Below are 26,993 nucleotides of genomic sequence, written 5' to 3' on the forward strand. Positions count from 1 at the left end.
ACGCCGCGGCGCCGACCGGCCGGTCCGCTACCGCCGCTAACCCGGCTCCCGGCTTCACGCCCCGTTCGAGGACTCCGGCCACACCGGCAGCGCGAGGAGCACCGCGGTCACGACCGCCGCGGTGATGCGGTCGCCCAGAGGATCGCCGGGCACGGGCGCGGCGTGGAGTCCAAGGGTCGCACTCATGCGGGGGAACCAGCGCGTTTCCGCGGCCCCCGGCGCCGATCCTCGCCCTTCACCCCGTTCCGCGGAACCGGCCGCAGTCGTCACGGTTCACCTGTCACCTGCCCCGTTCTCCGCGCCTGTCCCCGGCCCGTCGTGCGGTCGGGCCGACCGGGTCTCCGGTGCGCAGGCGAGGAGGGCGGCCACCGGGTGGCCGTGCGCGCCGGGGCGGCGCACCGCGGTGAAGCCGGCCTCGCGCAGGTGGTCGGCCGCCTCGCCGGGGGGCCATGCGGCGATGCCGGCGCGGGCCATGCGCCAGCGTGTCAGGGCCTGGGCGAGCCGGTCGCGGTCGGCGCCGTCGTGCCCGGTCCCCGGCCCCTCGCGGGACTCCTCCTTCAGCGCCGTGGCTGCGATGAGGACGCCGCCGGGGCGCAGCGCAGCGCGCACCCGGGGCAGGGCCGCGCGCGCGGCCCCGGGCGCGAGCACCGAGAGCGGCAGCCACGCCAGGTCGAAGGCGCCGGAGTCGGCGATCTCGGACGCGTCCTGGCGGCGCAGCCGGACACGGTCGCCGAGTCCGCCGCGCTCGACGCGCTCGGCAGCCAGGCCGAGGACGCGCGCGTCGCGGTCCACGCCGACAGCGACGGCGCTCGGCACGCGCCCGACCACGGCCGCGGCGACGGCACCGGTCCCGGTACCGACGTCCAGAAAGCGCAGCCCGGGCGAGCCCAGCAGGTCCCGCAGGGCGCCGTCGGCTTCGGCGAGCGTGTCCAGCAGGGCCGTGAACCGGCGGCCGGACTCGTCGCCCTCGTCGCGCAGTTCCGCGTCGCTGTGCTCGCGGGCATCGGCGGGCAGGCCCTCGGCGGCGTCGCCGGCCCAGTGCAGCATGCGGCCGATGCGGTCGGGCAAGGCGGCGCGCCCGGCGGGCCGCGAGGCATCGACCAGCGAGCGGTACTCCGGCAGCAGCCGCCAGCGGCCTGCGGAGCGCTCGGCGCATCCGGCGGCGCCCAGGGCCTCTCCCAGTTCGGGTTCGAGCGGGTCGCCGGTGTCGGCTGCGCGCGCCAGCGCGGCGAGCACCCACGCGCCGCGGAGCAGGTCGTCGACCCGGCGGGCCGGGTCGGCGTCGGTGGCGGACATGCGGGGAGTCTGCCACGGCCGCGCGACCCGGCGGCTCGGCGCCCCGGTCGAAGCCGTGCCCGCGATGTGAACGCAGGCGCCGGTTCCGGCCAAGGGGGTGACAGGTTGGCCCCCCTCCGCTACAAAAGGTTGACACATGGGGCGCGAAAGACCTCATGAGCCGAACACCCTGTGGAGCTGACAATGGCTTGTGTCGCTTACGAATGGAACGTCACGCTCGACCACGCCGACGAGATCGACGACGCCGTGCAGGAGCTCGACGAGGCCGCGGAGCAGTAGGCCGTTGCCGCGGTCCGACTGGATCGCCGCGCCCGTCCGCCCGGCCGCGCGCCGGGCGGACGGGCCCGCCGGGGCCTCCGGGCCGCCCTGGTCGGGTGCCGGCGAACGCGAGTTGCCCGTGGCCGAGGCCGAGCGGCTGGTGCTCGGCGACATCGCGGGTCTGGGCTGGCGGGCGCGCCACCGCGTGCTGGACCCCGCCCAGCCCACCGCCGTGCAGTGCGAGCTCCGCTACGCCGACGGCACCGAGGTGCCCTATGGACTGGGTTCGGGCAAGGGCCCGCTGGAACCGGCGCGGACGGGCGCCCGCTTCGAGGCGCTGGAGCACGCGCTGAGCGGGCCCGTGGCGCTGGACGGCCTGGCCGTGCGGTGCCGGCCTGCCGCCGAGCTGGCCGAAGGGCCGTTCCGCGCGGACCGCGCGCTCGGCGGTCTGGCCGAGCAGCCCGAAGCGCGGCTCGCCTGCCTGGACTACGAGCCGCTGGACGGCGGCGCGCCGTTCGCCGCCCCGTTGTGCCTGTGGGCGCCCTGGTACCCGGTGCCGACCGGCGGGATGGCGCGGCGGCGCGCCGCGCTCGGCGACACCGCCGAGTATCGGCCGCTGGTCGCCTACACGGTCAACACCGGCTGCGCCATCGGTGCCACCCGCGACGAGGCGCTGCTGCATGCGCTCAACGAATGGGCCGAGCGCGACGCCTTCTCCCTGTTCCTGCTGTGCTCGGTCTACGACCGCGGGCCGATGCCCGGGCGCATCGACCCGGCCACACTGCCCGCCCCGCTCGCGGACCTGCTGAGGCGCGCCCGCGACCTGGTGGGCTCCGAGGTCGCACTGCTGGACCTCACCACCGACCTGGGTGTTCCCGTGGTCATGGCCTATGCGCCCGAGCCGGCCGGTGCCTCCGCGCGCTACTACGCCATGGGGGCCTCGCTGTCGGGACGGATCGCCTGCGAGCGGGCGCTGACCGAGTTCGTCCAGGGTGAGCTGCTGGCGCGGGTGGTGGACGAGCACACGGCCCGCGAAGGCGACTCCCCCGGGAGCAGAGCCGCCGGCGACGGTGCCGGCGACGGCGAGTACCCCACCTTCGACGAGGTGGTGGCCGAGCACGACACCGCGGCGGCGGTGAGCCGCCGGCTGAGCGGCCACCCCAGGCTGCTCGCCTGTGCGCAGCTTGACTTCGCCGAGCGCATCACCGAGTGCCCGCCGGTCGCTACGCCCGAGGAGACCGTGCCGGCGGGCACGGGAGTGGCCGCGCAGCGCGCGGAAGCGGTGGCGCGGATGGCGGCAGCGGGCCACCGGGTCGGCTACCACGTGCTGCGCCGCCTGGAGCTGGGCACCACGCTGGTGCAGGTGCAGTGCCCGGGTCTGGAGCGCTTCCACCAGGTCACCAACGGCCACGTGGCGCTTCCGGGCGCACGCGGGCGCGCCCACCGCCGGCGCGCGCGGACCCCCCGATCAGCGGCCGACTGAGCGGTTCCGCGCGGTCCCGGGGCCCCGGGACCCGCCGCCTCCGGCGAGCACGGGGGCGCCGCACAGCCGCCCCGCCCGCACCCGGCAGGACTCAGCCTCCCCTGCGGGACGGGGGGACCCGGCCTCCGGCGCCCGCCTCCGGCGGTTCGGGCCGCGCCTCCTCGACCTCCTCGGCGACGATCAGCCCGCCCACACGCTCGGAGACCTGTCTGCGCGCCTCCGCATGCAGGCCGGCGTCGGTGACCAGCACGTCGCAGCGCTCCAGCGGCGCGATGGTGCACAGGCCCACGGTCTCCCACTTGGTGTGGTCGGCCACGACGATCAGCTTGCGCGCGGCCTCGACCAGGGCCTGGTCGGTCTCGCCCTCCATCAGGTTGGGCGTGGTCAGACCGGCCTGCGGGTCGATGCCGTGCACGCCCAGCAGCAGGGTGTCCAGGTGCAGGCTGCGCACGGCCGCGACCGCGAGCGGGCCCACGAGCGCGTCGGAGGGCGTGCGCAGTCCGCCGACGAGTACGACGGTCTGGTCGGAGCGGGGCGAGCGGTAGAAGACGTCGGCGACGCGCAGGCAGTTGGTGACCACGGTCAGTCCGGGGATCTCGCGCAGGTGGTGGGCGAGGGCGCAGGTGGTGGTGCCCGCGGAGACGCCGATGGCGCTGCCGGGTTCGACCAGCCGGGCGGCGGCCGCGGCGATGGCCCGCTTCTCGGCCTCCTGGCAGGTCGCGTTGGCCTCGAAGCCGGGTTCCTCGGTGCTGTGCCTGTGCGGGGCCAGCGCACCGCCGTGGACCTTGCGCAGCAGGCCCCGCGCCTCCAGCGCGTCGAGGTCGCGCCGCACCGTCATGTCGGAGACGTCGAGGCTCTCGACGAGCTCGGTGACCCGGACGCCGCCGGAGCGCCGTACCTGTTCGAGGATCAGTGCCTGTCGCTGAGCGGCCAGCATCGCGTCCCCCGTCGTCGCCCGGTCGCCGCGGCACGCCGGCGGAGCCCGGACGGGCCCCGCACCAGGTCCGACCCGCCGCGCGACGGTGTTGGAAAGTGTTGGGATGATAACGACATTACACACATTCATGTCAAGATCCGGCAGACCACGCGACGGCCCGGGGTGGCGCCGAGACGACTCAGGGCCGCCGCCTGCAGTGGAGCTGGCGTGTCAGATCCGGTGCCCGAACGAGGGCCGTGCCAGTCTTGACACACCCGGACCCGTGCACGATGGTCGCATCGAATGTGGGTTAATGTTCGATTTCGTGAGAAATTGAGGCGGTAACCGCATGACAACTGAACAGGGATCGGGGTAGCAGGCGCGCCGTCCGCCGCTCCCGCCCCACTGCGACCGCGACACGGTGCCGGCCGCATCGCCGCGCCCGGCACCGCTTCCGGCCGCACGTGGACCGCGGGCAGTTCCCCCGATACCGCGCAGGTTGCGCCGGCCCGCGACCACGGGTGGCGGCGCCGGGCCGTCCGCACAGCCCGGCGCCCTTCCCGGTCGCGGGCCGGCGGGCTCGCGGACCAACCCCCAACGGAACGAGGACCATCGTGTTCAGAGAGGACTGGCCGAAGTGATCGCCCTAGCACAAGAGCCACTGCGGCTGGACGCCAACGCAGTCGACTACACCCTGCTCGCGCTGTACTTCGCGTTCGTGCTGGGCATCGGCTTCCTGGCGAAACGCTCGGTCTCGACCAGCCTTGACTTCTTCCTGTCCGGGCGGTCGCTGCCGGCCTGGGTGACGGGTCTGGCCTTCATCGCGGCCAACCTCGGCGCCATCGAGATCATCGGCATGTCGGCCAACGGCGCCCGCTACGGCATGGCGACCATGCACTACTTCTGGGTCGGCGCCATTCCGGCGATGCTGTTCCTGGGCCTGGTCATGATGCCGTTCTACTACGGCTCCAAGGTCCGCAGCGTCCCCGAGTTCATGAACCGCCGCTTCGGCAAGGCGGCGCACCTGGTCAACAGCATCAGCTTCGCGCTCGCCCAGATCCTGATCGCCGGCATCAACCTGTTCTTGCTGGCCACCATCGTCGACGCGCTGCTGGGCTGGCCGCTGTGGCTGTCGCTGATCCTGGCCGCGGTCATCGTGCTCAGCTACATCACGCTCGGCGGGCTCTCCGCGGCCATCTACAACGAGGTGCTGCAGTTCTTCGTCATCGTGGCCGCGCTGCTGCCGCTGACCCTGGCGGGACTGAACCGCGTCGGCGGCTGGTCCGGCCTCGTCGACCAGCTCGGCCAGACCGACCTGGGTACCGAGCAGGCCTCGGCGTGGCCGGGCAACGCGCTCACCGGCTTCGAGAACGACATCCTCAGCGTCTTCGGCATCGTGCTGGGCCTGGGCTTCGTCCTGGCCTTCGGCTACTGGACCACCAACTTCGTCGAGGTCCAGCGCGCCATGGCCTCCAAGAGCATGTCGGCGGCGATGCGCACGCCCATCATCGGCGCGTTCCCCAAGCTGTTCATCCCGTTCCTGGTGGTCATCCCCGGCATGATCGCGGGCGTCGCCGCCTCCGAGATGGTAGCGCTCAAGGCCGGCGAGCAGACCAATGTGACCTACAACGACGCCATCCTGCTGCTGATGCGCGACCTGCTGCCCAACGGGCTGCTGGGCATCGCGCTGGCCGGGCTGCTCGCCTCGTTCATGGCGGGCATGGCCGCCAACCTGAGCTCCTTCAACACGGTCTTCACCTACGACATCTGGCAGTCCTACATCGTCCGGGACCGGCCGGACCACTACTACCTGAACATCGGCCGCTGGGTGACCATGGGCGCCACCGTCGGCGCCGTGGGCACCGCCTACATCGCCTCGAGCTACTCCAACCTGATGGACTACCTGCAGCAGCTGTTCTCGTTCTTCAACGCGCCACTGTTCGCGACGTTCATCCTGGGCATGTACTGGAAGCGGATGACGCCGCACGCGGGCTGGAGCGGTCTGGTCAGCGGTACCGCGGCGGCCGTGGCCGTGTTCATCCTCGGTGAGACGGGCGTGCTCGGGCTGTCCGCGCAGGGTGCGAGCTTCGTCGGTGCCGGCGCGGCGTTCGTGGTCGACATCATCGTCAGCGTCGTGGTCAGCCTGTTCACCCGGCCCAAGCCCGACTCCGAGCTCGTCGGACTGGTCCACGCGCTCACCCCCCGCGAATCGCGCCGCCCCTCCCACACCGGCGAGGACGCCGGGTGGTACCGCCGGCCGGCCGTGCTGGCGGCCATCGTCCTGGTGATCACCATCGCCCTGAACTTCATCTTCGCCTGAGCCGACGCCGGGCGGACAACCGCTAGAAACGCTGCCGAGGAGGCAATCCGATGAGTGCTGACGACTCCGGTTCGGGTCAGCGACGATCCGTCAAGGCCTTCGACGTCCGGACGGTCATCGCGCTGCTGTTCGTCATCTACGGCGCGGTCCTGGTCGTGATGGGCTTCGTGCTGCCCCCCGACGAGGCCCACCGCGACGGCGCCAACCTCAACCTGTGGTCAGGCCTGGGCATGCTGGTGTTCAGCGGCCTGATGGGCGGCTGGGTCCTGTTGAGCCCGCTGAAGGCGTCCGAAGGCTCCGGCGAGGAGTCCGAGGGCCAGAGCTGAGCCCGCGTACCACCGCGGCCGCCCGCCGTCCGGTCCCCTGCGGGGGACCGGACGGCGGGCGGCCGTTCTCGTGCGGCCGCGCGGCGCCGGCACCGACCGCCCGGCCCCGCCCCTTGCCCGCTCAGGCGCCCGCGCGGGGTGTTTGGCGTCACACCCGCCGGGTAGCGGCCGTGCGCCCCACGAGCACAGCGGTGGCATCCGCGTGCCCGTCGGCCCGACCAGTGCACCAGGCGGAGGAGAGGCGATGGGCGTTCGCACGCTGATCGAGTCATGGCCGGTCTACCGGCAGCTCACCGGAGCCGACCCGTCCGGCCGCGGCGCCGCGGCCAAGTCGGCGGCCACCGGCGCGCTGCGAGCGCGCACGGCCGAGGCCGACCGGGTGGTGAAGTCGGTCTGCCCCTACTGCGCGGTGGGCTGCGCGCAGAACGTCTATGTCCGCGACGAGCAGGTCGTCCAGATCGAGGGCGACCCCGACTCGCCGATCAGCAGGGGCCGGCTCTGCCCCAAGGGCTCGGCGAGCCTCCAGCTCACCACCGGGTCCTCGCGCCGGCACACGGTGCTGTACCGGCCGCCGCACGGCGCCGACTGGCAGGAGATCGGCCTGTGGGACGCCATGCACATGGTCGCCGACCGGGTGATCGAGGCGCGGCGCGAGGGCTGGCAGGACGAGCAGGACGGCGTCACGACCGCGCGCACCCTGGGGCTCGCCAGCCTCGGCGGCGCCACGCTGGACAACGAGGAGAACTACCTCATCAAGAAGCTGCTGACAGCGCTGGGCGTGGTGCAGATCGAGAACCAGGCGCGCGTCTGCCACAGCTCGACCGTCGCGGGGCTGGGGACCTCGTTCGGGCGCGGCGGTGCCACCACGTTCATGCAGGACCTGCAGAACTCCGACTGCATCGTCATCGAGGGCTCCAACTACGCCGAGGCGCACCCGGTCGGGTTCCAGTGGGTGATGGAGGCCAAGGCCCGCGGCGCCGCGGTGATCCACGTCGACCCGCACTACAGCCGCACCAGCGCCCTGGCCGACATGCACGTGCCTATCCGCGCCGGCACCGACATCGCCTTCCTCGGCGGGATCATCAACCGGGTCATCAACGAGGAGCACTACTTCCGCGACTACCTGCTGGCCTTCACCAACGCCGCCACGATCGTCAACGAGGGCTTCCGCGACACCGAGGACCTGGACGGGCTGTTCTCCGGCTTCGACGAGGACAAGCGCCGGTACAACGTGCACACCTGGCACTACGAGGGCGCCGACATCGCCCCCGCATCGGGCAAGCGCGACCAGGAGTACGAGTTCCGCGTCCAGCAGCCGCAGGAGTCCGGCAGCGCCGGCCGGCCCGAGCAGCAGGGCGCAGGCGGCGCCGCGGTGGGCGGCACGCCCGAGACCGACCCGACCCTGCAGCATCCGCGGTGCGTCTTCCAGATCCTCAAGCGCCACTACTCCCGCTACACGCCCGAGGCGGTCGAGAAGATCTGCGGCATCCCCCGCGACATCTTCGAACGGGTGGGCGACCTGCTGATCGAGAACTCCGGCCGCGACCGCACATCCGCCTTCTGCTACGCGGTGGGCTGGACCCAGCACACGGTGGGCGCCCAGTACATCCGCGCGGCCTCGGTGCTGCAGCTGCTGCTGGGCAACATCGGCCGGCCGGGCGGGGGCATCCAGGCGCTGCGCGGCCACGCCAGCATCCAGGGCTCCAGCGACGTGCCCACCCTGTTCAACCTGCTCCCCGGCTACATCCCGATGCCGCACGCGCACGAGGACCAGACGCTGGAGGACTTCTGCGTCGCCGACGCCGCGGTCAACGGCTTCTGGGCGAACATGGACGCCTACATCGTCAGCCTGCTGAAGGCCTGGTGGGGCGAGCACGCCACATCCGAAAACGACTACGCCTTCTCCTACCTGCCGCGCATCGGCGACTCGCACAGCACCTACGACACGGTCATGGAGCAGATGGCGGGGGTGTGCAAGGGCTACTTCCTGATGGGCGAGAACCCGGCCGTGGGCTCGGCCAACGCCCGCGCGCAGCGGCTGGGCATGGCCAACCTGGACTGGCTGGTGGTACGCGACTTCTCACTGATCGAAAGCGCCACCTGGTGGCAGGACGGCCCGGAGATCGAGTCGGGCGAGATGCGCACCGAGGACATCGGCACCGAGGTGTTCTTCTTCCCCGCCGCCGCCCACACCGAGAAGTCGGGCACCTTCACCAACACCAACCGGACCCTGCAGTGGCACGACCGCGCGGTGCTGCCCCAGGGCGACGCCCGCAGCGACCTGTGGTTCATGTACCACCTGGGCCGCATCATCCGGGAGAAGCTGGCGGACTCCAGCGACCCGCGCGACCGACCCATCCTGGAGCTGACCTGGGACTACCCGCTGGAGGAGGGCGCCGAGCCGGACGCGGCCGCGGTCCTGGCCGAGATCAACGGCTACGGCCCCGGCGGCGAGCACCTCTCCGACTACACGGAGCTGCGCGCCGACGGCTCGACCAGCTGCGGCTGCTGGATCTACTGCGGGGTCTACGCCGACGGCGTCAACCAGGCGGCCCGCCGCAAGCCGCACACCGAGCAGGACTGGATCGCCGCGGAGTGGGCCTGGTCCTGGCCCAGCAACCGGCGCGTGCTCTACAACCGGGCCTCGGCCGACGCCGACGGCGCGCCCTGGAGCGACCGCAAGGCGCTGGTGTGGTGGGACGGCGCGAACCGGCGGTGGACCGGCCACGACATCCCCGACTTCGAGGCCGGCAAGAGCCCCGACTACACGCCGCCCGAGGGCGCCGCCGGCGTGGAGGCCCTCAGCGGCACGGACGCCTTCATCATGCAGGGCGACGGCAAGGGCTGGCTGTACGCTCCGGCCGGGCTCACCGACGGGCCGATGCCCACCCACTACGAGCCCCAGGACTCGCCGTTCTCCAACCTGCTCTACGGGCAGAGCCGCAACCCGGCGCGGCTGGTCTACCCGCACCCGGAGAACCGCTACCACCCCGACCCGGGAACACCGGGAGCGGAGGTCTATCCCTACGTGGTGACCACGTACCGGCTCACCGAGCACTTCACCGCGGGCGGCATGAGCCGGTGGACGCCCTACCTGGCCGAGCTGCAGCCCGAGTTCTTCTGCGAGGTCTCGCCTGAGCTGGCCCGCGAGCGCGGCCTGACCCACGGCGGGTGGGCCACCGTCGTCTCGGCGCGCAACGCGATCGAGGCGCGGGTGCTGGTCACCGACCGGATGGTGCCGCTGCGGGTGCACGACCGCACCGTGCACCAGATCGGGATGCCCTACCACTGGGGCCCCAACGGCTACACCACCGGCGACGCGTTCAACGAGCTCTCGTCGATCGCGCTGGACGCCAACGTGCACATCCAGGAGGTCAAGGCGCTGACCGTCGACATCCGCCCGGGGCGGCGACCGCGCGGCGCCGACCGCCGCCGGCTGGTCCTGGACTACCAGCGCCGCGCGGGTGTCGACGACCGGACCGGAACGGAGGTATGAGGCATGGCTTTGGACGAGCAGTCCGGAGTGCGCACCGGCGCCGCCGAAAGCGCCGAGGACCCGGGACCCGAGGACGCCCGCCCCCGCATGGGCTTCTTCACCGACACCAGCGTGTGCATCGGGTGCAAGGCGTGCGAGGTCGCGTGCAAGGAGTGGAACCTGGTCCCCGAGGACGGCCTGGACTTCACCGGCATGTCCTTCGACAACAGCGGCGGCCTCGGCGCCGACACCTGGCGCCACGTGGCCTTCATCGAGCAGCGCAAGCCCATCGGCGTGCAGGAGACGGGGGTGGGCCGGCCCGAGGGGGCTCCCGACCCGGTCGACCTGGGCATGCCCTCCTTCCAGCTGCCCGGCTCCTCCTCCGGCGAGGACGAGCGCGGCGAGTTCCGCTGGCTGATGTCCTCGGACGTGTGCAAGCACTGCACGCACGCCGCCTGCCTGGACGTGTGCCCCACCGGCTCGCTGTTCCGCACCGAGTACGGCACGGTGGTGGTGCAGGAGGACATCTGCAACGGGTGCGGCTACTGCGTGCCGGCCTGCCCCTACGGGGTCATCGACCAGCGCAAGGACGACGGCCGCGTGTTCAAGTGCACGCTGTGCTACGACCGGATGGGCGACGGGATGGAGCCGGCGTGCGCCAAGGCGTGCCCGACGGACTCCATCCAGTTCGGCGACCTGGACGAACTGCGCGAGCGCGCCGACGAGCGGCTGCGCGGACTGCACGAGGCGGGCATCGAGTCCGCGCAGCTCTACGGCCGCGACCCCGGCGACGGGGTCGGCGGCGACGGCGCGTTCTTCCTGCTGCTGGACGAGCCCGAGGTCTACGGGCTGCCGCCGGACCCGGTGGTGACCACCCGCGACCTGCCGTCGATGTGGCGCCACGCGGGCGTCGCGGCGGCGGCGCTACTGGCCGGAATCACCGCGACGTTCCTGGGAGGGCGGCGTTGAGCACATCGGACGTGACCAAGGAGGGCATCCGCGGGGCCCGGCCCGCGCGCGACGCGGTGACGGGGGCGGTCTCCACCCTCGACGGGCACCGGCGCGAGCGGCCGGCGGGCGACGGCCGCGGCGACGGCGCGGAGTTCCGGTCCTACTACGACCGGCCGGTGCTCAACCAGATCACCTGGCAGGCCCGCGACATCGCGGGCTACCTGTTCCTGGGCGGGCTGGCCGGCGGCTCGTCGGCGCTGGCGGCCGGCGCCGACCTCACCGGGCGGCCGGACCTCGCGCGGCCGCTGCGCTACACCGCGCTGGCGGCCGTGTCCGGATCGCTTGCGGCGCTCATCCACGACCTGGGCCGCCCCGAGCGCTTTCTGAACATGCTGCGGGTGGTGAAGTGGACCTCGCCGATGAGCGTGGGGTCGTGGATCCTCGCCGGCTACGGCCCGCTGGCGGCCGCGGCCGCGGCCTCGCAGGCCACCGGACTGCTGCCGGGTCCGGGCCGCCTGGCCGGGCTCGGCGCCGGCGTGGTCGGACCGGCCGTTGCGGCCTACACCGCCCCGCTGATCTGCAACACCGCGGTGCCCGCCTGGCATGACGGCTACCGGGAGATGCCGTTCGTGTTCGTCGGCTCGGGCGCGGCCGCAGCCGGGGGCGCGGGCATGATCGCGGCACCGCTGGGCCAGGCGGGCCCGGCGCGGCGCGCGGGCATCGCCGGGGCGGCGCTGGAGAACGCGGCGCTGGCGGTCATGGAGAAGCGCATGGGCATGGTCGCCGAGCCCTACAAGCAGGGGCCCGGCGGGACGCTGATGCGCGCGGCCAAGGCGCTGACGGTCGCCGGCGCCGTCGGGGCGCTGTTCGGCGGCCGCAGCCGGGCGGTGTCCGCGGTGGCGGGGGCCGCCCTGGTGGCGGGCTCGGCCTGCACCCGCTTCGGCGTCTTCAAGGCCGGGCAGGCTTCGGCCGCCGACCCCAAGTACACGGTCGTCCCGCAGCGGCAGCGCATCCGCGACCGCGAGCGGGCCGCCGAGCAGGGCGGCGCCGACGGCGGGGAGCAGGCCGCGCAGGGCCCGTCCGGGGCCTGACCGGCAATGCCGCCGAACCGCCCCGCCCGCGCGTCAGGCGCGGGCGGGGCGGAGTCGCGCGGCGCGGCCCCGGGCCGCCCCCGCGTTCCGGCGGGGTCCGCGGCGGCCGGTGGGCCGCTACTCCGCCCGCAGGCACCGGATAAAGGCCGCGCACGCCCTCACGGGCAGCGGCAAGCCGATCCGCACCGACAAGAGCCGCACACCCGCTACACCCCGCACCACGACCACCCCCACACGAATACCGCCGCGGACCCACCACCCAGAGGCCGCACAGCCCGCCACGGCCGCCGAGTGGGCTCAGCCCGCCAGGACGCCGCTGTCCAGCCAGTCCAGCACCGGACCCGCCGCCACGCCCAGCAGCAGCGACAGCGCCGCCGCTGCGACCGCCACCGCCGAGCCCCACCGTCCGGCCGGACCGGACGCCGCGGCGTCCGCGTCGCCCTCCTCCGGCGGCCGGAACAGCGGCAGGATCAAGCGCAGGTAGTAGAACAGGCTGGCCGCGGTCGTCGCGGCGGCCAGCACCACCAGCCACACCAACCCCGCGTCGAACGCGGCGGTGAACACGGTCAGCTTGCCGACGAACACCGCGGTCGGCGGGGTGCCGACCAAGCCGAGCAGGCACACCACCAGGCTGAGCGCGAGCCAGGGGCGGCGGCCGAACAGCCCCCGCCACTGCCCGAGGCGCTCGGCGCGCGGCAGCGCGCACACCGCCGCGAACGCGCCGACGTTGGCGAGGGTGTAGGCGGCCAGGTAGTACAGCAGCGCCGGCAGCGCCTCCTGCGCCCGCCCGTAGGCGGCGACCGCCATCAGCAGGAACCCCACCTGGCCGACGGTGGAGTAGGCGAGCAGCCGGCGGACGCCGTCCTGGGCGAAGGCGGCCAGGTTGCCCAGCACCATGGTCGCGGCCGACACCGCCGCCACCAGCAGCGACCAGTTCCCCGCCGCCTCCAGCGGCAGCGCGGCGCCCAGCCGGTAGACGGCCACCAGCGCGCCGATCTTGGGCACCGTGGTGATGAACGCGGCCACCGGCGCGGGTGCGCCCTCGGTGGCGTCGGGCACCCAGAAGTGGGCGGGCACGGCCCCCGCCTTGAACAGCAGCGCCGCCAGCACCGCGACCGCCCCGACGGCGGCGGCCGCGGGCGGCGCATCGGGCAGCCCGGCGGCCAGCAGCGGGTAGCCGGTCGCGCCGCCGGCGGCCAGCAGCACGGTCGTCCCGCCCAGCAGCACCACGCTGAACAAGGCGCCCAGCAGGAAGAACTTCAGCCCGGCCTCGGTGCCGCGGGCGTCCTTGGCGAAGGCGACCATGGCGTAGAGCGGGACGCTCGCCAGCAGGTAGCCCATCACCAGGACCAGGAGCCCGTTCGCACCGGCCATCACCAGTGCGCCCGCCGCTGAGAGCAGCAGCAGGACGTAGGCCTCGCTCTCGCGGCGGTCGCCCGCGAGGCCGTCGGAGGCGGCCAGCACCACCAGGCCCGTTCCCGCCAGTACGGCGGCGCGGGCGGCGTGCAGCCCGATGTCGACCGCGTAGGAGCCCGACGCGGCCGTGTGCGCCGGATTCGCGGCGGCGAAGCCCGTGGCGACCAGGCCCGCGGCGACGGCGGCGAGCGCGAGCGCGCGCACCGCCCACTGGTGGCGGCGCGGCAGCCAGCTGCCCAGCAGCAGCCCGGCGACCGCGGCCAGGGCCAGGGCCGCCTCGGGAGCGAGCGCGATGAGCGTCGTCGTGGTCATGTCGTGGCTCCCCCTACCGCAGCACCAGGCCGGCCAGCGCCTCGGCCGCCGGCGCGAGGACGTCGAGCAGGGTGCGCGGCACCAGCCCGATCAGCACGGACAGCGCCAGCAGCGGCACGATCGCCGCGCTCTCCTCGGCGCGCAGGTCGCCGAACCCGGTGCCGCCCGGCAGCCGGAGGCCGCCCAGCAGGATCCGCTGCAGCGCCCGCAGCAGCAGCGCGGCGGTGATGAGGATGCCGAGCAGCGCCGGCGCCGTGGCCGCCGGTGCCAGGCCGAGCCCGCCGGTTAAGACCTGGAACTCGGCGATGAAGCCAGACAGGCCCGGCAGTCCCAGCGAGCCGAACGCGGCCACGGTCAGCAGGGCGGCAAAGCGGGGCGCCGGAGCGGCCAGCCCGCTGTAGGCGCCCATGTCGTAGGTCCCGCCGCGCTCGTGCAGCACCCCGGCGAGCAGGAAGAGCGCGCCGGTCAGCAGCCCGTGGCTGACCAGCTGCACCGCCGCGCCGCTGACGGCGAGCTCGGCGCCCGCGGACGCGGTCCCCGCCGCGGCGGTGCCCGCCGCACCCAGGCCGAGCACCACATAGCCCATGTGGTTGACCGACGTGTAGGCGACCATGCGCTTGAAGTCGTTCTGGGCCAGGGCGACGAGGGCTCCGTAGAGGACCGAGACCGTGCCGAGCACCGCGATGGCGGGTGCCCACGCGCGCCAGGCCTCGGGCAGGATCGGCAGCGCGATGCGCGCGAAACCGTAGGCGCCCATCTTCAGCAGCACACCGGCGAGGATCGCCGAGCCGGCCGCGGGAGCGTCGGTGTGCGCGGGCGGCAGCCAGGTGTGGAAGGGCACGAGGGGGGTCTTCACCGCCAGGCCGACGCCGACGGCCAGCAGTACGGCGCCGCCGGCCGCGGCGCGCCCGTCCAGCGGGGTCTGGCGCGCCAGCTCCACCATGTCGAAGGTGTGCGGGTCGGCGGCCAGGTAGAGGGCGATGAACCCGACCAGCAGCGCCAGCGAGCCGACGAAGGTGTAGAGGAAGAAGCGCAGCGCCGAGCGCGCGGGATCGCCGTGGCCCCATCCGGCGATGACGAAGTACATCAGCGCGATGGACAGGTCGAAGAAGACGAAGAAGAGCAGCAGGTCGAGGGCCGCGAACAGCCCGGTGGAGACGGTCTGCAGCGCGAGGAACAGCGCCGCATAGGCGCGCGGCCGCGGATACCGGGCGCGCAGCGAGGCGAGCGCGCAGGCCAGGAACAGGACGGCGGTCATCGCCACCAGCGGCAGGGAGAGGCCGTCGACGCCGATGTGGTAGCCGGAGCCGACGCTGGGAATCCACGGCAGGCGGGTCTCGTAGGCGATCGGGCCGGCGAAGCCGGCGGCGCCCGCACCGGCGGCGGGCGCGCCGAGGTAGCCGGCCCACACCACCGCCACCAGCGCCAGGTCCACGGCGGTCGCGGCGACCCACACCACCAGCACCGTCCGCCGCGGGAGCGCGGGCAGAGCCATGAGCACACCCGCGGTCAGCAAGGGGAGGAAGACGACGGCGGAAAGCACGGATCACCTCTGCGGTCTCGTCGCGTTCACGGACTGCGGCGCGCTCCAAAGCGGCGGAAGCCGAACGGCCGCCGCGCCCCGGTCGCCGGCATGCTCCGCGCGGTCGGCGGGTTCTGCTGTGTCCGGGGCCACGGGTCACACCACCGCGCTTGCCAGCGCGAAGACCAGCGCCGCCGCGGCGAGGACCGTGACGGCCTGGGCGTAGTACTGGTGGACCAGCCCCGTCTGCGGGCGGCGCGCCAGCGCGCCCAGTCGGCGGGCCCCGGCGGCGGCGGCCGCGACGACCGCGTCGACCGCCGGCTCCACGCGCCCGCCCACGACGCGGGCCAAGCGCGGGACGCCCGCCGCCGCGCTCGTGACCGCGCGGTCGAGCACCCGGTCGTCGAAGGCCGCCAGGCCGCGGGCGGCCGCCAGCACCGGCGCCGCGACGAGGATGCGCGCGGCGCGCTCCAGCCCGAGCCAATCGCCCGGGCCGGCCGCCCAGCGCCCCCGGGATGCCGCCGGGAGCCCCCAGCGGGCGACCGCCCACGCCGCCGCGGACAGCGCAGCCACCGCGATCAGCGCCGAGGCCGCCATCGAGCCGGGACCGGGCACGGGCGCGCCGGGACGGCCCAGCAGGACGCTCCACCAGTGCTCGACGCTCGGAAGCGCCAGCACGCCCAGCGCGGCCGCCGCGGCGGCGAGCGCCGCCAGGGGCAGCAGCTCGGCCAGCCGGTGCCCCGCTCCAGCTCCGCCCCGCGCGGCCGCGCCCGCACCCGTGCCGGTGCCACCGGCCTCCGCACCGGAGCGGGGGCGGGCCCACACCGCCGCCAGCGCCACGCCCGCGTAGGCCGCCGCCAGCGCCGACGCCGCGAGTCCGGCGGCGTGCAGGCCCGGCGGGTGCGCGGCCGCCAGCACCAGGTCCTTGGCCGCCCACACCGACAGCGGCGGCGTACCGCCCAGGGCGAGCGCGCCCGCCGTAAAGCACACCCCGACCGCGGGATGCCTGCGGGCGGCCCCGCGCAGACCCTCCAGATCCTTGGTGCCGAGCCGGACCAGCCAGGCGCCGGCGGCCAGGAACAGCAGGCTCTTGACGGCGGCGTGCGCGGCGAACTGCGCCGCTCCCCCGGTTACCCCGCCGACTCCGGCGGCGAGCACGACGAAGCCGAGCTGGGCGCTGGTCGATGCGGCCAGCAGCTGCTTGAGATCGCGCTGGAAGCAGGCGACGGCGCCCATCGCCAGCGCGGTCAGCACGCCGATCCAGGCGGCAGCGGCGGCCGGCCACCCCGCCGCGGCCAGTGCCGGCTCGACCCGCAGCAGCAGGTAGCCGCCCGCGGCCACCATCGTCGCCGAGTGCAGCAGCGCCGAGACCGGACCGGGTCCGTCCATGGCGCGCGAGAGCCAGAAGCTGAACGGCAGCTGTGCGGACTTGCCCAGGGCGGCGAGCAGCAGCCCGCCCGCGGCCACGTGGTCCCACGGCGCGCTCAGCCGGTCCAGCGCGGCCAGGTCCAGCCCGCCGGCGCCGGCGGCCAGCGCGGCCCCCGCGGCCGCGTACATGCCCAGGTCGGCGGTGCGGGTGGTGAGGAAGGAGACGGCCGCCGAGGAGCCGGTGCGCGGGTCGCGCCAGTGGAAGGCGATCAGCCCGTAGGATGTCGCGCCCATGACCTCCCAGGCCATCAGGAGGGTGAGCAGGTCGGTGGCCGTGACCGCGGCCAGCATGGCGGCGGCGAAGACCAGCAGCAGCCCGTAGTAGCGGGAGCGCCCGCCCTCGCCCTCGCGCTCGCCCGCGGAGAACAGGGCCACGGCCGAAAGGACGGCGACGAGGGTGCACACGCCGACCGCCGCCAGGCCGTCCACGGCCAGCCCGAAGCCGATGCCGGGCAGCCCCGGCGCCGTGACCGCCGGGCGGTGGACCACCGCGAGCACGGCCAGCACGGCCAGCGCGGCGGAGGCCGCCACGGCCGCCGGAGCGGCGGCGCGCTCGGCGGCCCGCCCGCCCAGCAGCAGGACGGCCCCGGCCAGCGCGGGCAGTCCCACCAGTGCCCACAGCGCCGCATCCGCCGCAATCGCCGCGCTCATCGGCTCAGCCCCGCAGGTCGCCGGCGGAGTCGGTCACGTCCACGTCGCGCGCACGAAAGATCGCGATCGTCACCGCGAAGCCCATCGCCATCTCCACGGCCATGGCGACCATCGCCGCCAGCACCAGGACCTGGCCGTCGGGAAGCTGCGGCGAGGCGAAGAACCAGACGGCGGCAGCGGCGACCATCACCGCGTTGACCATCAGCTCCAGGCCCATCATGACCATGACGACGGACTGCTGGCTCAGCGCGCCGTACAGGCCCACCGCCAGCAGCGCGGCGGCCAGCAGCAGGAACGCCTCAAGCGTCACCGGCCCACACCCCCGCGGATCGGGTCGTCGGGGCCGCCGCGCAGGTCGTCGCCGTAGCGGTCGTAGCGGCCCCGGTTCGTGGCCAGCACCACCCCGGAGACCATGGTCGCGAACAGCACCAGGCCGGCCGCCATCATCACGAGCATGTGCTCGCCCATGATCGCGTGGCCGAGCTGCAGGGCGGGGTCGGCGGGCGGCGGGGGCGCCGGCTCGCGCGGCCAGGGCACCAGCAGGATTCCGGCGGCCAGGGCGCAGAAAACGCCCCCGGAGACGGCCAGGGCGCCCTTGGTGTTGTGCACCATCGCCATCGGCGCCAGCCCGGCCGGGTTCATCATGAACATGATCATGAAGACGGCCATGACCAGCATCTCCATGGTCATCATCAGCACAATCAGCACACCGAGGTACGCGAGTCCGAGCAGGAGCACCGGCACGGCGGTGAAGACGAACGACGCCAGCAGCGCGAAGGTGGCCCGCGCCATGGAGTCCACCCGGAAGACGGCGGCGCCCGCGGCCACCGCCGCCACCGCGCAGACGGCGAAGACGGTCCACTCTGCCACCTGTGCCATGCGCGATCACATCCATCCCGCGACGACGAAGACGGAGACCGCCAGCGCCTGCAGCAGCACCAGCGGAAGCAGCACCACCCAGCCCACCTCGGCGAACCGGTCCATGCGCACCGTCGGCAGCCGGCCGCCGACCCACACCAGCACGGCGAGCACGGCGGCGGTCTTGAGCAGCGACCACGTCCACCCCGGCAGCAGCGGGCCGGCACCGCCGCCGAGGAACAGCGGCACCGCCATCGCCGCGGCGGCGGCCAGCATCAGATGGCGCCCGGCCAGGAGCACGAGCCGGTCCGGGCCGGCGGGCTCGGCCGCGGCGCCGCCGGCGGCGTCGGCGCCCGCGGGGTGGTCGAACGGCGGGCGCACGGACATCGCCAGGGCCGAGACCAGGTAGACGGCGAAGGCGACCGGCATCACGAGCACGAACCACGCATCCTGCTGCGCCGCGGCGATGTCGCTCACGCGCAGCGATCCGGCCCCCAGCGCGGCGGTGGTCAGCGCGAACATGTGCGGAAGCTCGTGCGAGAGCCCCTGGGCGAGGTACCGGTAGCCCCCGACCAGTCCCCAGACCGAGTTCGCGCCCCAGCCGGCCAGCCACATCCCGCCCCACAGCAGGACCTCCATGGCGTTGAACCACACGACGCCGATGGACAGGTCGGCGACCGCCCGGCCGCCGAGCGGGACGACGAGCACCGCCATCACCGCCGCAACGGGCACCGTCGCGATCCCCGCGCGCCACAGCAGCGTGTCGGCGCCGGGAACCGTGCGCGGGCGGCGCAGCAGCAGCCCGGCCGCCTCGCGGGCGGGCGCGGCCGGAGCCGATGAGACCGGCCCTCCGGAGGCGCGCAGGGTCAGCGCGGCGGAGCCGGCGGCAGCGGCGTAGGCCAGGGCGGCGAGCAGCGCGGGGGCGGCGAGCAGGCCCCACCAGTTCGTGATGCCGGCCGTGTCAGCCATGGTGGGCCCCACCCCCGTAGGCGGAGAGCGCCTCCAGATCGGGGTCGAACGACGCGACCACGAGCCGCGCCGCCGCCAGGTCCCGGCCGACGAGCATGCCGGGCAGCACCGCCGCGGCGGCCAGCGCGCACTCGGCGCGCTCCCGGCCCAGCGGCGGGAACGGGGGCGGGAACGGGGGCGCGGAGGGCGGTCCGCCCGCGGGCGGACCGCCGGGCTCCCGCTGGATCGGCGGCGCGAGGAAGGTGTCGGAGGTGTCGGGCATGACCACGGCGGCGATGTCGTCGATCCAGTGTCCGATGCGGTGGGCGACGTCGCCGCGCAGGCGGGGCGGGAGCGGGGAGCCGCTGCTGAGGAAGCCGGAGGCAGGCCGGCGGACGCCGCCCTCCCCGCCGGCGGCGCGGCGTCCGGAGGGGTCGTCCGGCAGGCGGTCCGGAGCGCGGCCGAGGCCGCGTATCGACCACCGGAGCGTCCGCGAGGCCCGCACCCGGCGCAGCCAGCGGGTGAACCGCAGCCGCCCCGTCACCCCCTCCTCGGGGTCGAGCAGGTGATCGCGCAGGAGCCGCCCGGTCGCCGCCGCCGGGGCCCAGCCGGCGACGGCGAGGAACCGCTGGAGGGAGTCGGCGGCGGCCGCGGCGCGGAACCGGGCGGCCGCCGGGTCGAGGACCTCGCGCGCTTCGTAGTCCCAGAAGACCGCCGCGCCCCCGGGAGCGGGCGCGTAGGTGTGCAGGCGGGCCTCCTGCACCACGTCGCCCTGCACTGTGAGCTCCGCCACCAGCCCGGCGGGCCAGTCGGCCTGCGCGGGGCCGAATTCGATGTGCAGCCGGTCCAGCTTCAGCCCGTCGCGGTCGTCCCCGCGATCGGCCATCTGCATTCCGCCGGGAAGCTCCATGGCGCCGCGCCCGTGGTGGCCGTGGGAGTGGCCGCCGTGGTCGCCGTGTCCGCTCTGGTCGTCTTGGTCGCCTTGGTCCGCAGGGCCGCCGTAATCGGCACGGCCGGAACGGTCCGCGCTGTCGCCGCGATCGCCGCCTTCGGGACCGCCCGCCTCCTCGTGTCCGGGCTCAGCCTCCCGGTCCGCGGACCCGCCGCCGTCTCCGCCGCCTTGGTCGCCCTGGTCGCCCTGCTCGCTGTGTCCGCTTTCGGCCGCCTGGTCCGGCCCTTCGGCGCGGTCCGCGCCGGACCGGTGCTGCGCGGCGCGGCGCTGGGCGGGGAGGTCGAGCAGCGCGGCGCGGGCCTCGTCGAGCCGGGCCGCGGCCTCCTCCGCCGTCCGCACCCGGACGCGGGCCCGCGGCTCGCCCATCTGGTCCCAGACCCGGTCGGCGGCCGCGTCGGCAGCCGAACCCGCGGGACCGCACTCCACCAGCGTGTCGGCCTCGCTCGGGGCCAGCGCGCTGCGCAGGCCGCGTTCCCGCACGACCCGCTCCACGGCCAGGCGGCATCCGGTACCGCCGACCGCGGTCACCAGCAGCGGCCGCTGCGCCGAGAAGCGCGCAAGCCACCGCGCGAACCCGCTCGCGCCCGTGCTTGCGCCGGCCTCCCCCGCCGTCAGGTCCACCGGAAGGCCCCCTCCCGCCAGGCGTAGACGACGGCGGCCAGCAGCACCGCCAGAAAGCCGAACATCTCCGCGACCGCGTGCACGCCCTTCTCCGCCACGACGAGCACCCACGGGTACATGAAGACCATCTCCATGTCGAAGGCGAGGAACAGCAGCGTCACCGCGTACCACCGGACGTGGAACCGCGACACGGCGTGCTCGGTGACGGCGCCGCCTCCCATGTACGGTTCGCGCTCCAGCGGTCCGCCGCCGCCGCGGACCAGCGCGGCGGCGCCGTACACGCCGAGGACCCCGGCGAGGGAGACCCCGAGCAGCGCAAGCGCGGGCCAGAAGGAGCCCACCCGGTTCGCACCTCCCGTCCGTCTCGGCGTGCGCGCCGGCCGCACCGGCGCGAGGGGGACCGCGACGCACACGCGGCTCCGGCGGCGCCGTGCTCCGGCGCCACAGGCGCCCCTATCCGCACAGGGCGCCGGTTATCCCACCGATCGTGCCCCGGTCCGCACGCGATCCCCCGATGACACGCCGGTCCGCACGGGTGCCATGCCGCCGCGGCCGACGCAGCGGTCCGCGACTGATCCTGTGAGCAGCAGGGATCCCGCATCGCCGGGCCGGCGGGTCGGCGGAGTCATCGGCGCCGCCGTTCGCCGCTCCACCGGGGCAGCGGGGCAACCGGAGACACCGGTTCGGCGCGACTGCGCGCGGCGCAGGCGGGGCGGTCCGCGGCGCAGCCGCGCGCTGCCCCGGCGACGGCTCACCCGTACCCGTTCACTCCAGGTTGCGGTACTCCTCGATCCGGCGGGCGACGGCCATCTCCACCGCCGCCGTGAGCAGGTACACGAGCGACGCGACGAAGCCCCCCGCGGTCCACGACAGGGTGCTCGGCAGCACCAGGGCGACGAGTGCGGCGGCGCCGACGGCGACGGCGATGGAGGCGAAGTTCAGCGAACTGCCGAGGGCGATGACCTTCGTCGCCTCGTCCTCGTTCATCGGCTTGGTGAAGACCCGGGTCGCCAGGACCTCGACCGCCGCGAAGCTCAGGACGGCGCCCAGCAGGAACAGGAAGACCTGGCCGACCTGCGGGCTGCGGTTGACGGCGGTCAGCACCGCCAGCGTCCCGGTGATCATCACGGAGTACCCGTAGGCACCCGAGTTGTTGCGCAGCGCGAGCCGCAGCTCGCGCAGGTACAGGCCTCGGTTGCCGGCCTCGCCCTGTCGGGTCACCGCGTTGTTCCTCCTCCGGTTTCACGTCGGCACGTCCGCCCCTGCGCCTGTTCGGCAAGCCTAGAAGAGGCGGTCCACCCGCGGGCGCACCCCGGCAGCGCCGGTGTGGTGGTCCGCGGCGTGTGCCCGCCCGCTTTCACCCGCCTACCCAGCGGCCGTCAGGGTAGCGGGGCGGCCATGCGAACACTGGTTACAGGCTGGTTCGGCTTCCTGCACGGCGAGGCGACCGCGGGCGACGTGGGGGCGGCGGCCGCCGTGAGCGCGGCGCTGGCCGGGGCGGGCGTCCCGCACGACATCGGCCGCAGCCCCCACACCCTCATCGACGGCCCGGTCCTGGACGACGTCCACCCCGGCGACTACGAACACCTGGTATTCGTCTGCGGACCGGCGCACGGGCGGCAGGTGCGTGACCTGCACCGGCGCTTCGCCCACTGCCGCCGCACCGCGGTCGGCGTGTCCGTGGTCGACCCGGCCGACCCGGCGGTGCGCGGCTTCCACACCGTGATCCCGCGCGACGGCGCCGCCGACCCGCCGCGTCCCGACCTGGCGGCGGTCGCGCCGGCACAGCCGGAGGTGCCCGTGGTGGGGGTCACGCGGGCGCCGGACCAGCCCGAGTACGGCGACCGGGGGGAGCACGCCGAGGCGCACGCCGAGCTGGACCGCTGGCTGGCGGCCAAGGACTGCGCCCGCGTCCCGCTGGACACCCGGCTGGACGCCGCCGACTCCGCGCACTGCGCAACCTACGGGCAGTTCGACGCCCTCGTGCGCCGCGTGGACCTGGTGGTCACCACCCGGCTGCACGGCCTGGTGCTGGCGCTGCGCAACGGAGTCCCGGCCATCGCCGTCGACCCGGTCTCCGGCGGGGCGAAGGTCAGCGCGCAGGCGCGCGCACTGGGCTGGCCGGCGGTCGCGGTGCGCGGCGGTCCCGGGATCGGCGCGGACGACGGGGCCGGCTTCCGCGACCGGTTGGACGAGCTGTGGGTGTGGTGCCGGTCCCCGGCCGCCCGCACCCGCACCGGGTGGACCGCGGCCGCCGCACGCGGGCGCTCTCCGCTCATCGACGACCTGCTCGCTGCGCTGACGGGCACCGACGCGGCGCCGGGACCGCTGCAGGGCGTGTGACCGGGTGCGCGGCCCGGGGGCATGGTCGACGGGCGCCGGGGTAGCGGACGCGGCGGCGGTCCCGGCGGCCGCAGCGGGCCGCGGCGGAGCGGGACCGAAGCACGCGGGACACAACGGGCCGTACGGGGCGGCGGATCGAACGCCCGGACCGGACGGACCGGAGGACGACGGAAGCGGAGGGTATCCGGCGATGGCTGAACGAGCCAGGGTCGTGGTGATCACGGGCGCCAGCGGCGGGGTCGGCCGCGCCACCGCGCGGGAGTTCGCCGCCCGCGGGGACCGGGTCGCGCTGCTGGCCCGCGGCGAGAAGGGACTCGCCGGAGCGGCCGAGGACGTCCGCCAGGCGGGCGGTACCCCGCTGGAGATCTCGGTCGACGTGGCCGACGCCGACGCGGTGGACCGTGCGGCCGAGCGCGCCGAGGAGGAGCTCGGTCCGATCGACGTCTGGGTCAACGACGCCTTCACCGGCGTGTTCGCGCCGGTGAGCCGGATCGCTCCGGAGGAGTTCCGGCGGGTGACCGAGGTGACCTACCTGGGCTGCGTTTACGGCACCAAGGCCGCGCTGTCGCGCATGCTGCCGCGCGAACGCGGCACGATCGTGCAGGTGGGCTCGGCCCTGGCCTACCGCGGGATTCCGCTGCAGTCGGCCTACTGCGCCGCCAAGCACGCGATCCAGGGCTTCCACGAGTCGCTGCGCTGCGAGCTGATGCACGACGGGTCCGGGGTCGCCACCACGATGGTGCACCTGCCCGCTGTCAACACGCCGCAGTTCGAATGGGTGCTGTCGCGGCTGCCGAAGCACGCCCAGCCGGTGCCGCCGATCTACCAGCCCGAGGTGGCCGCCCGCGCGATCGTCCGCGCGGCCGACCGCCCGCGGCCGCGCGAGTACTGGGTGGGCGGCTCGGCCGTCCAGACGATCCTGGGAAACCGGCTGGTGCCGGGACTGCTCGACCGGATACTCGCCCGCTCCGGCTACTCCTCCCAGCAGACCGACAAACCGCACCTGCCCGACCAGACGGCCAACCTCTGGCAGCCGGCCGACCGGTCCGGCGGCCGCGACTTCGGCGCCCACGGCTCCTTCGACGAGAGCGGCCGCGCGTTCAGCGTCCAGCAGTGGGCCTCCCGCCGCACCGGCCGCCTCACCGCCGCCGCGATCGCCGCCACCGCCGCGGCCGGCACCCTCGCCTGGCGCGCCCTGCACAGACGGCACGGGTAGCCCCGCGCACCGCGGTCCGCGGCCCCCGCCGCGGACCGCACCACTACGGCGATCGGCCCGTCCGCGTCACAGCTTGCGCCTGGCCGCCTGGCCAGGCGCCGGTCCGCGGCCCGATGCGGCGGAATCCGCCGCGCCCGTGCCGGGCGCCGGCGGGCGAGGGCCGGCCGGGTAGTCGGCGGCCAGCGCTCCGGGCCCCATCGCCCGGCTCGCCCGCATCTCGCGTGCCGTGGGCAGGCGCCGCCCGTCCTCGCCCAGAAGCACCCCGCCGGGGCCCTGAATCGTGTGCCCCCGGGAGCCCAGCTCGAAGCGCCGCATCGACTCGAGCTGCGCCGACGCTGTGTGCTGCCAGGAGTAGTCGCTCAGCACCTCGCGCATCCTGGCGGCCAGTTCGGCGTGACGGCCGTGGTCGGCCGCGACCCGGGCGATGGCCGCGCTCCACGCGCCGGCGCGGTCTGCACCGGTCAGCCCGAGATCGGCGACGATGAAGGCGGAACCGATGTCCGCGGGGACCCGGTGCGGGTCCGACATGAACATCGCGATCCCGCTTTCCGCGTTGACGAGCGTGGGGAGTCCGCGCCACAGGCCGTCGGCCTGGGTGACTCCGTACCCCTCCGCTTTCGACGGCCCCACTTTCATGTCCGCCCACGCGTCGTCGGCGTCGAGCTCGGCCTGGCGGGTCGTATAGGGCAGGTGCTCCGTCATGCCCTCGGCGCCGATCGCCGCGGCTGCGCTCGGGGATTCGGCGGCGATGGCGTCTTCGGGGAATCCGCGTACCCGGAGCCGGAAGTCGACGCCGCGCTCGTTGAGCTCGCGAAGCGCGGCCAGCAGGTCCTCGTATCCCTTGATGTCGTCCCTGCGCCCGGTGAAGAGGATGTGCAGCGGGCGGCCGCCGGGTGCGGCGGGCGTGAGCGCCTCACCACCCCGCGGATGCCCCGGGATCGCCTCGTGGAGGGCGGGCACGGGGTCGCTGCCGGCGGCCAGGTCCCGACCGACCGAGGTCAGCAGCGGTCCGATCCCCACGACGTGCTGCGCCTCCGCAACGACCTCGCGTTCGAATGCGACGAGGCGCGCGATGTCCTCCGGCGGTCGCCCCTGGATCTCGGCGTAGCGTTCGATGGGCATGTGCACGTAGTGGCCGAGGTTGGCCTCGGGGTACCAGCGCCGGCGCAGGTTCATGGCAGCCGGCCCCGAGTAGCGGGAGTGCCCGTAGATCCAGTCGGGCCGCCAGGTATCCGGGTCGGGCATGCCCGGGACGTCGGCGGGTGTCCCGTTCTCGGCGATGTCGCGCAGGCGGACCGCCTCCCAGTCGCCGGTCGGCGGGATCCGCAGAATCCGCGCCTGGCCGTGGTCCTCGGTGTCTCCGACGGTCAGCAGGCTGACATTGACGCCGGGTTGCTCGGCCATGGCTCTGGTGATCTCGCCGCTGACGACCGGCACACCGCCCATGCCCTTGCTCCGTCCGCTCAGATCGGCGACGAACAGGACCTCCAGCGGGCGTTCGGTTCCGCGCTCAGGCGACGATGAAGGCACGGCGGAACCGTCCTTTCACGAAGTCGTGCACAGCGAGTCCGGTCAGGGGCACGGTCCCGCTCCGGGTACCGGGGGTGAGCCGGGCGGCGAGCTCGGCGAGCAGTTCCGCAGCGATGAGGGCGGCGGTCGGCGAGAGCAGGACGGACGTCCCCTCCGCGGCTGCGGTGCGCCACGCTGCGGCGTCTGCGGGGTCCAGCGGCCGAGCGGACGGTCCCGCGCGGTCGGCGCGCAGTCCCGCGGCGGCCTGGCCGAAGGACGTGGGGCGGGCGGCTCCGCCACTCCACCGGTATCCCTGCACCAGGTGCCGGGAGGGGTCGATCCCGGCTCGGCGCTCGCGCCATTGGGGAGCGGTGCCGCCTTCGGCGACGCGCGAGAGGTCCTCGGCGGCGGCGCAGGCGGCGGCCCGCACGGTGAAGTCGCCTGCCCGTTCGGCTTCGGCGCGGGTGGGCATCGCACGGGCGGCCGCCAGGGCAGCGGCCCGCAGCCGGGCATATCCCTCGCCCGTTACGGGGCTCTCCGGCTCCCGGTCTCCACCGTCGCCGGCCGGGGCGGGCGCGGCGGCCGGCGACGGCGCGGCGGCGCCTTCGGCTGCTGTACGCAGGGCCCCGCCGAGGGCGCGGATCTCGTCGGCCAGCTCGGCGGAGTCGCCGGTGATCACGCACGGAGGGCGGCCGGGAGCGAGCCGCTGGGCGAGCTCGTCGAGCAGGTCGCAGATCAGCGTCTGCCACACCGCCGCGATCGCTACGGCACCTTCCGCGGGGACGCCTGTGCCGGGCTCGGGCGGCACCGGGTCGGCGTCGAAGCGTGCCTCCCATGTCCCGACCGCCGCAGCCAGGGGCACCGCTCGGGCGTCCGGTGCGCGCCCCGACACGAGGTACCGGGCGGGGTCGGCCGGCACGTCGGCAACGGGCGCAGGCGGCGACGCCGAGAGCGCCGCCTCCAGATCGCGCCAGGCGTCGCGGCGAGCGGTCGGCCAGCGGTCGCCGCGCCAGGCGGGAGGCCCCTGCTCCCACATCATGCGGGCGGAAGCCGAGTAAAGCCGCTGATGGTGTTCGTCAAGTTCGGACGGCACGGTCGGAC

General features: G+C 74.8%; 22 protein-coding genes. 8 read left to right on the top strand and 14 right to left on the bottom strand.

The features are described from left to right. Positions 1–54 precede the first annotated feature (54 nt). Positions 55–186, bottom strand: a complete 132-nt coding sequence (locus tag ABEA15_RS12010; protein ID WP_345556690.1) for a hypothetical protein — start codon at positions 184–186, stop codon at positions 55–57. A gap of 87 nt (positions 187–273) precedes the next feature. Beyond that, the gene (locus ABEA15_RS12015) at positions 274–1,296 is read right to left on the bottom strand and encodes a methyltransferase domain-containing protein (RefSeq protein WP_344147237.1); all 1,023 of its coding nucleotides are present in this window, start codon (positions 1,294–1,296) and stop codon (positions 274–276) included. Positions 1,297–1,579: 283 nt separating this feature from the next. Here ABEA15_RS12015 and ABEA15_RS12020 point away from each other — a divergent pair, with 283 nt between their 5' ends. Continuing rightward, positions 1,580–3,037 carry a YcaO-like family protein gene (locus ABEA15_RS12020; RefSeq protein ID WP_345556691.1) on the top strand — a complete coding sequence of 486 codons (1,458 nt, stop codon included), beginning with the start codon at positions 1,580–1,582 and terminating at the stop codon, positions 3,035–3,037. Between the two features lie 91 nt (positions 3,038–3,128). Here the strand turns inward: ABEA15_RS12020 and ABEA15_RS12025 are convergent, their stop codons facing one another. Further along, positions 3,129–3,974: a DeoR/GlpR family DNA-binding transcription regulator gene (locus ABEA15_RS12025; protein ID WP_345556692.1), complete on the bottom strand. Its 846-nt coding sequence runs from the start codon at positions 3,972–3,974 to the stop codon at positions 3,129–3,131. A 616-nt stretch (positions 3,975–4,590) separates the two neighbouring features. On the opposite strand from ABEA15_RS12025, the gene ABEA15_RS12030 reads away from it, so the two are divergent. From ABEA15_RS12030 to nrfD, 5 genes are all read left to right on the top strand, one after another. Beyond that, positions 4,591–6,273 carry a sodium:solute symporter family protein gene (locus tag ABEA15_RS12030; protein WP_345556693.1) on the top strand — a complete coding sequence of 561 codons (1,683 nt, stop codon included), beginning with the start codon at positions 4,591–4,593 and terminating at the stop codon, positions 6,271–6,273. A 50-nt stretch (positions 6,274–6,323) separates the two neighbouring features. After that, entirely contained in the window at positions 6,324–6,599 is a 276-nt protein-coding gene (locus tag ABEA15_RS12035) for a hypothetical protein (protein WP_344147247.1), read from the top strand. Positions 6,600–6,843: 244 nt separating this feature from the next. Beyond that, the gene (gene fdh / locus ABEA15_RS12040; protein ID WP_345556694.1) at positions 6,844–10,095 is read left to right on the top strand and encodes a formate dehydrogenase; all 3,252 of its coding nucleotides are present in this window, start codon (positions 6,844–6,846) and stop codon (positions 10,093–10,095) included. Between the two features lie 87 nt (positions 10,096–10,182). Continuing rightward, positions 10,183–11,043, top strand: a complete 861-nt coding sequence (locus ABEA15_RS12045; RefSeq protein WP_345556758.1) for a 4Fe-4S dicluster domain-containing protein — start codon at positions 10,183–10,185, stop codon at positions 11,041–11,043. Continuing rightward, positions 11,040–12,116 carry an NrfD/PsrC family molybdoenzyme membrane anchor subunit gene (gene nrfD, locus ABEA15_RS12050; protein WP_344147252.1) on the top strand — a complete coding sequence of 359 codons (1,077 nt, stop codon included), beginning with the start codon at positions 11,040–11,042 and terminating at the stop codon, positions 12,114–12,116. The genes ABEA15_RS12045 and nrfD overlap by 4 nt, the downstream gene beginning before the upstream one ends. A gap of 297 nt (positions 12,117–12,413) precedes the next feature. On the opposite strand, the gene ABEA15_RS12055 is transcribed toward nrfD, so the two are convergent. From ABEA15_RS12055 to ABEA15_RS12095, 9 genes are all read right to left on the bottom strand, one after another. Then, positions 12,414–13,844 carry an NADH-quinone oxidoreductase subunit N gene (locus ABEA15_RS12055; RefSeq protein ID WP_345556695.1) on the bottom strand — a complete coding sequence of 477 codons (1,431 nt, stop codon included), beginning with the start codon at positions 13,842–13,844 and terminating at the stop codon, positions 12,414–12,416. Positions 13,845–13,857: 13 nt separating this feature from the next. Beyond that, positions 13,858–15,387 (bottom strand): complex I subunit 4 family protein, encoded by a 1,530-nt coding sequence (locus ABEA15_RS12060; protein ID WP_345556696.1) that lies wholly within the window; start codon positions 15,385–15,387, stop codon positions 13,858–13,860. 135 nt (positions 15,388–15,522) lie between these two features. Further along, the gene (locus tag ABEA15_RS12065) at positions 15,523–17,445 is read right to left on the bottom strand and encodes a proton-conducting transporter transmembrane domain-containing protein (RefSeq protein WP_345556697.1); all 1,923 of its coding nucleotides are present in this window, start codon (positions 17,443–17,445) and stop codon (positions 15,523–15,525) included. Positions 17,446–17,449: 4 nt separating this feature from the next. After that, positions 17,450–17,755: an NADH-quinone oxidoreductase subunit NuoK gene (gene nuoK / locus ABEA15_RS12070; protein ID WP_344147264.1), complete on the bottom strand. Its 306-nt coding sequence runs from the start codon at positions 17,753–17,755 to the stop codon at positions 17,450–17,452. Beyond that, positions 17,752–18,324, bottom strand: a complete 573-nt coding sequence (locus ABEA15_RS12075; protein WP_345556698.1) for an NADH-quinone oxidoreductase subunit J — start codon at positions 18,322–18,324, stop codon at positions 17,752–17,754. Before ABEA15_RS12075 ends, nuoK begins: the two co-directional genes overlap by 4 nt. 6 nt (positions 18,325–18,330) lie before the next feature. After that, on the bottom strand, positions 18,331–19,272 hold the full coding sequence (locus tag ABEA15_RS12080; protein WP_345556699.1) for an NADH-quinone oxidoreductase subunit H: 942 nt from the start codon (positions 19,270–19,272) through the stop codon (positions 18,331–18,333). Then, the gene (locus tag ABEA15_RS12085; protein ID WP_345556700.1) at positions 19,265–20,824 is read right to left on the bottom strand and encodes a hypothetical protein; all 1,560 of its coding nucleotides are present in this window, start codon (positions 20,822–20,824) and stop codon (positions 19,265–19,267) included. The genes ABEA15_RS12080 and ABEA15_RS12085 overlap by 8 nt, the downstream gene beginning before the upstream one ends. Beyond that, positions 20,815–21,165, bottom strand: coding sequence for an NADH-quinone oxidoreductase subunit A (locus ABEA15_RS12090; protein ID WP_344147275.1), 351 nt, complete (start codon positions 21,163–21,165; stop codon positions 20,815–20,817). Before ABEA15_RS12090 ends, ABEA15_RS12085 begins: the two co-directional genes overlap by 10 nt. Before the next feature lie 424 nt (positions 21,166–21,589). Next, positions 21,590–22,045, bottom strand: a complete 456-nt coding sequence (locus ABEA15_RS12095) for a hypothetical protein (RefSeq protein WP_345556701.1) — start codon at positions 22,043–22,045, stop codon at positions 21,590–21,592. A gap of 177 nt (positions 22,046–22,222) precedes the next feature. On the opposite strand from ABEA15_RS12095, the gene ABEA15_RS12100 reads away from it, so the two are divergent. Both ABEA15_RS12100 and ABEA15_RS12105 read left to right on the top strand, forming a co-directional pair. Further along, entirely contained in the window at positions 22,223–23,167 is a 945-nt protein-coding gene (locus tag ABEA15_RS12100) for a polysaccharide pyruvyl transferase family protein (protein WP_345556702.1), read from the top strand. A 190-nt stretch (positions 23,168–23,357) separates the two neighbouring features. Further along, positions 23,358–24,383, top strand: coding sequence for an SDR family oxidoreductase (locus ABEA15_RS12105; protein ID WP_345556703.1), 1,026 nt, complete (start codon positions 23,358–23,360; stop codon positions 24,381–24,383). A 66-nt stretch (positions 24,384–24,449) separates the two neighbouring features. On the opposite strand, the gene ABEA15_RS12110 is transcribed toward ABEA15_RS12105, so the two are convergent. Continuing rightward, positions 24,450–25,913 (bottom strand): glycosyltransferase family protein, encoded by a 1,464-nt coding sequence (locus tag ABEA15_RS12110; protein ID WP_345556704.1) that lies wholly within the window; start codon positions 25,911–25,913, stop codon positions 24,450–24,452. Then, positions 25,894–26,985 carry a hypothetical protein gene (locus ABEA15_RS12115; RefSeq protein WP_345556705.1) on the bottom strand — a complete coding sequence of 364 codons (1,092 nt, stop codon included), beginning with the start codon at positions 26,983–26,985 and terminating at the stop codon, positions 25,894–25,896. The genes ABEA15_RS12110 and ABEA15_RS12115 overlap by 20 nt, the downstream gene beginning before the upstream one ends. Between the last annotated feature and the right edge of the window lie 8 nt (positions 26,986–26,993).

The sequence above is a fragment of the Streptomonospora halophila genome (genome assembly GCF_039542725.1).
Taxonomy (GTDB): domain Bacteria; phylum Actinomycetota; class Actinomycetes; order Streptosporangiales; family Streptosporangiaceae; genus Streptomonospora; species Streptomonospora halophila.

Coding starts and splice junctions, on each gene's coding strand:
- ABEA15_RS12010 (WP_345556690.1), bottom strand. CDS start 186: ATGAGTGCGACCCTTGGACTCCACGCCGCGCCCGTGCCCGGCGATCCT.
- ABEA15_RS12015 (WP_344147237.1), bottom strand. CDS start 1,296: ATGTCCGCCACCGACGCCGACCCGGCCCGCCGGGTCGACGACCTGCTC.
- fdh (WP_345556694.1), top strand. CDS start 6,844: ATGGGCGTTCGCACGCTGATCGAGTCATGGCCGGTCTACCGGCAGCTC.
- ABEA15_RS12105 (WP_345556703.1), top strand. CDS start 23,358: ATGGCTGAACGAGCCAGGGTCGTGGTGATCACGGGCGCCAGCGGCGGG.
- ABEA15_RS12075 (WP_345556698.1), bottom strand. CDS start 18,324: ATGGCACAGGTGGCAGAGTGGACCGTCTTCGCCGTCTGCGCGGTGGCG.
- ABEA15_RS12065 (WP_345556697.1), bottom strand. CDS start 17,445: ATGAGCGCGGCGATTGCGGCGGATGCGGCGCTGTGGGCACTGGTGGGA.
- ABEA15_RS12100 (WP_345556702.1), top strand. CDS start 22,223: ATGCGAACACTGGTTACAGGCTGGTTCGGCTTCCTGCACGGCGAGGCG.
- ABEA15_RS12045 (WP_345556758.1), top strand. CDS start 10,183: ATGGGCTTCTTCACCGACACCAGCGTGTGCATCGGGTGCAAGGCGTGC.
- ABEA15_RS12025 (WP_345556692.1), bottom strand. CDS start 3,974: ATGCTGGCCGCTCAGCGACAGGCACTGATCCTCGAACAGGTACGGCGC.
- ABEA15_RS12035 (WP_344147247.1), top strand. CDS start 6,324: ATGAGTGCTGACGACTCCGGTTCGGGTCAGCGACGATCCGTCAAGGCC.
- ABEA15_RS12080 (WP_345556699.1), bottom strand. CDS start 19,272: ATGGCTGACACGGCCGGCATCACGAACTGGTGGGGCCTGCTCGCCGCC.
- ABEA15_RS12055 (WP_345556695.1), bottom strand. CDS start 13,844: ATGACCACGACGACGCTCATCGCGCTCGCTCCCGAGGCGGCCCTGGCC.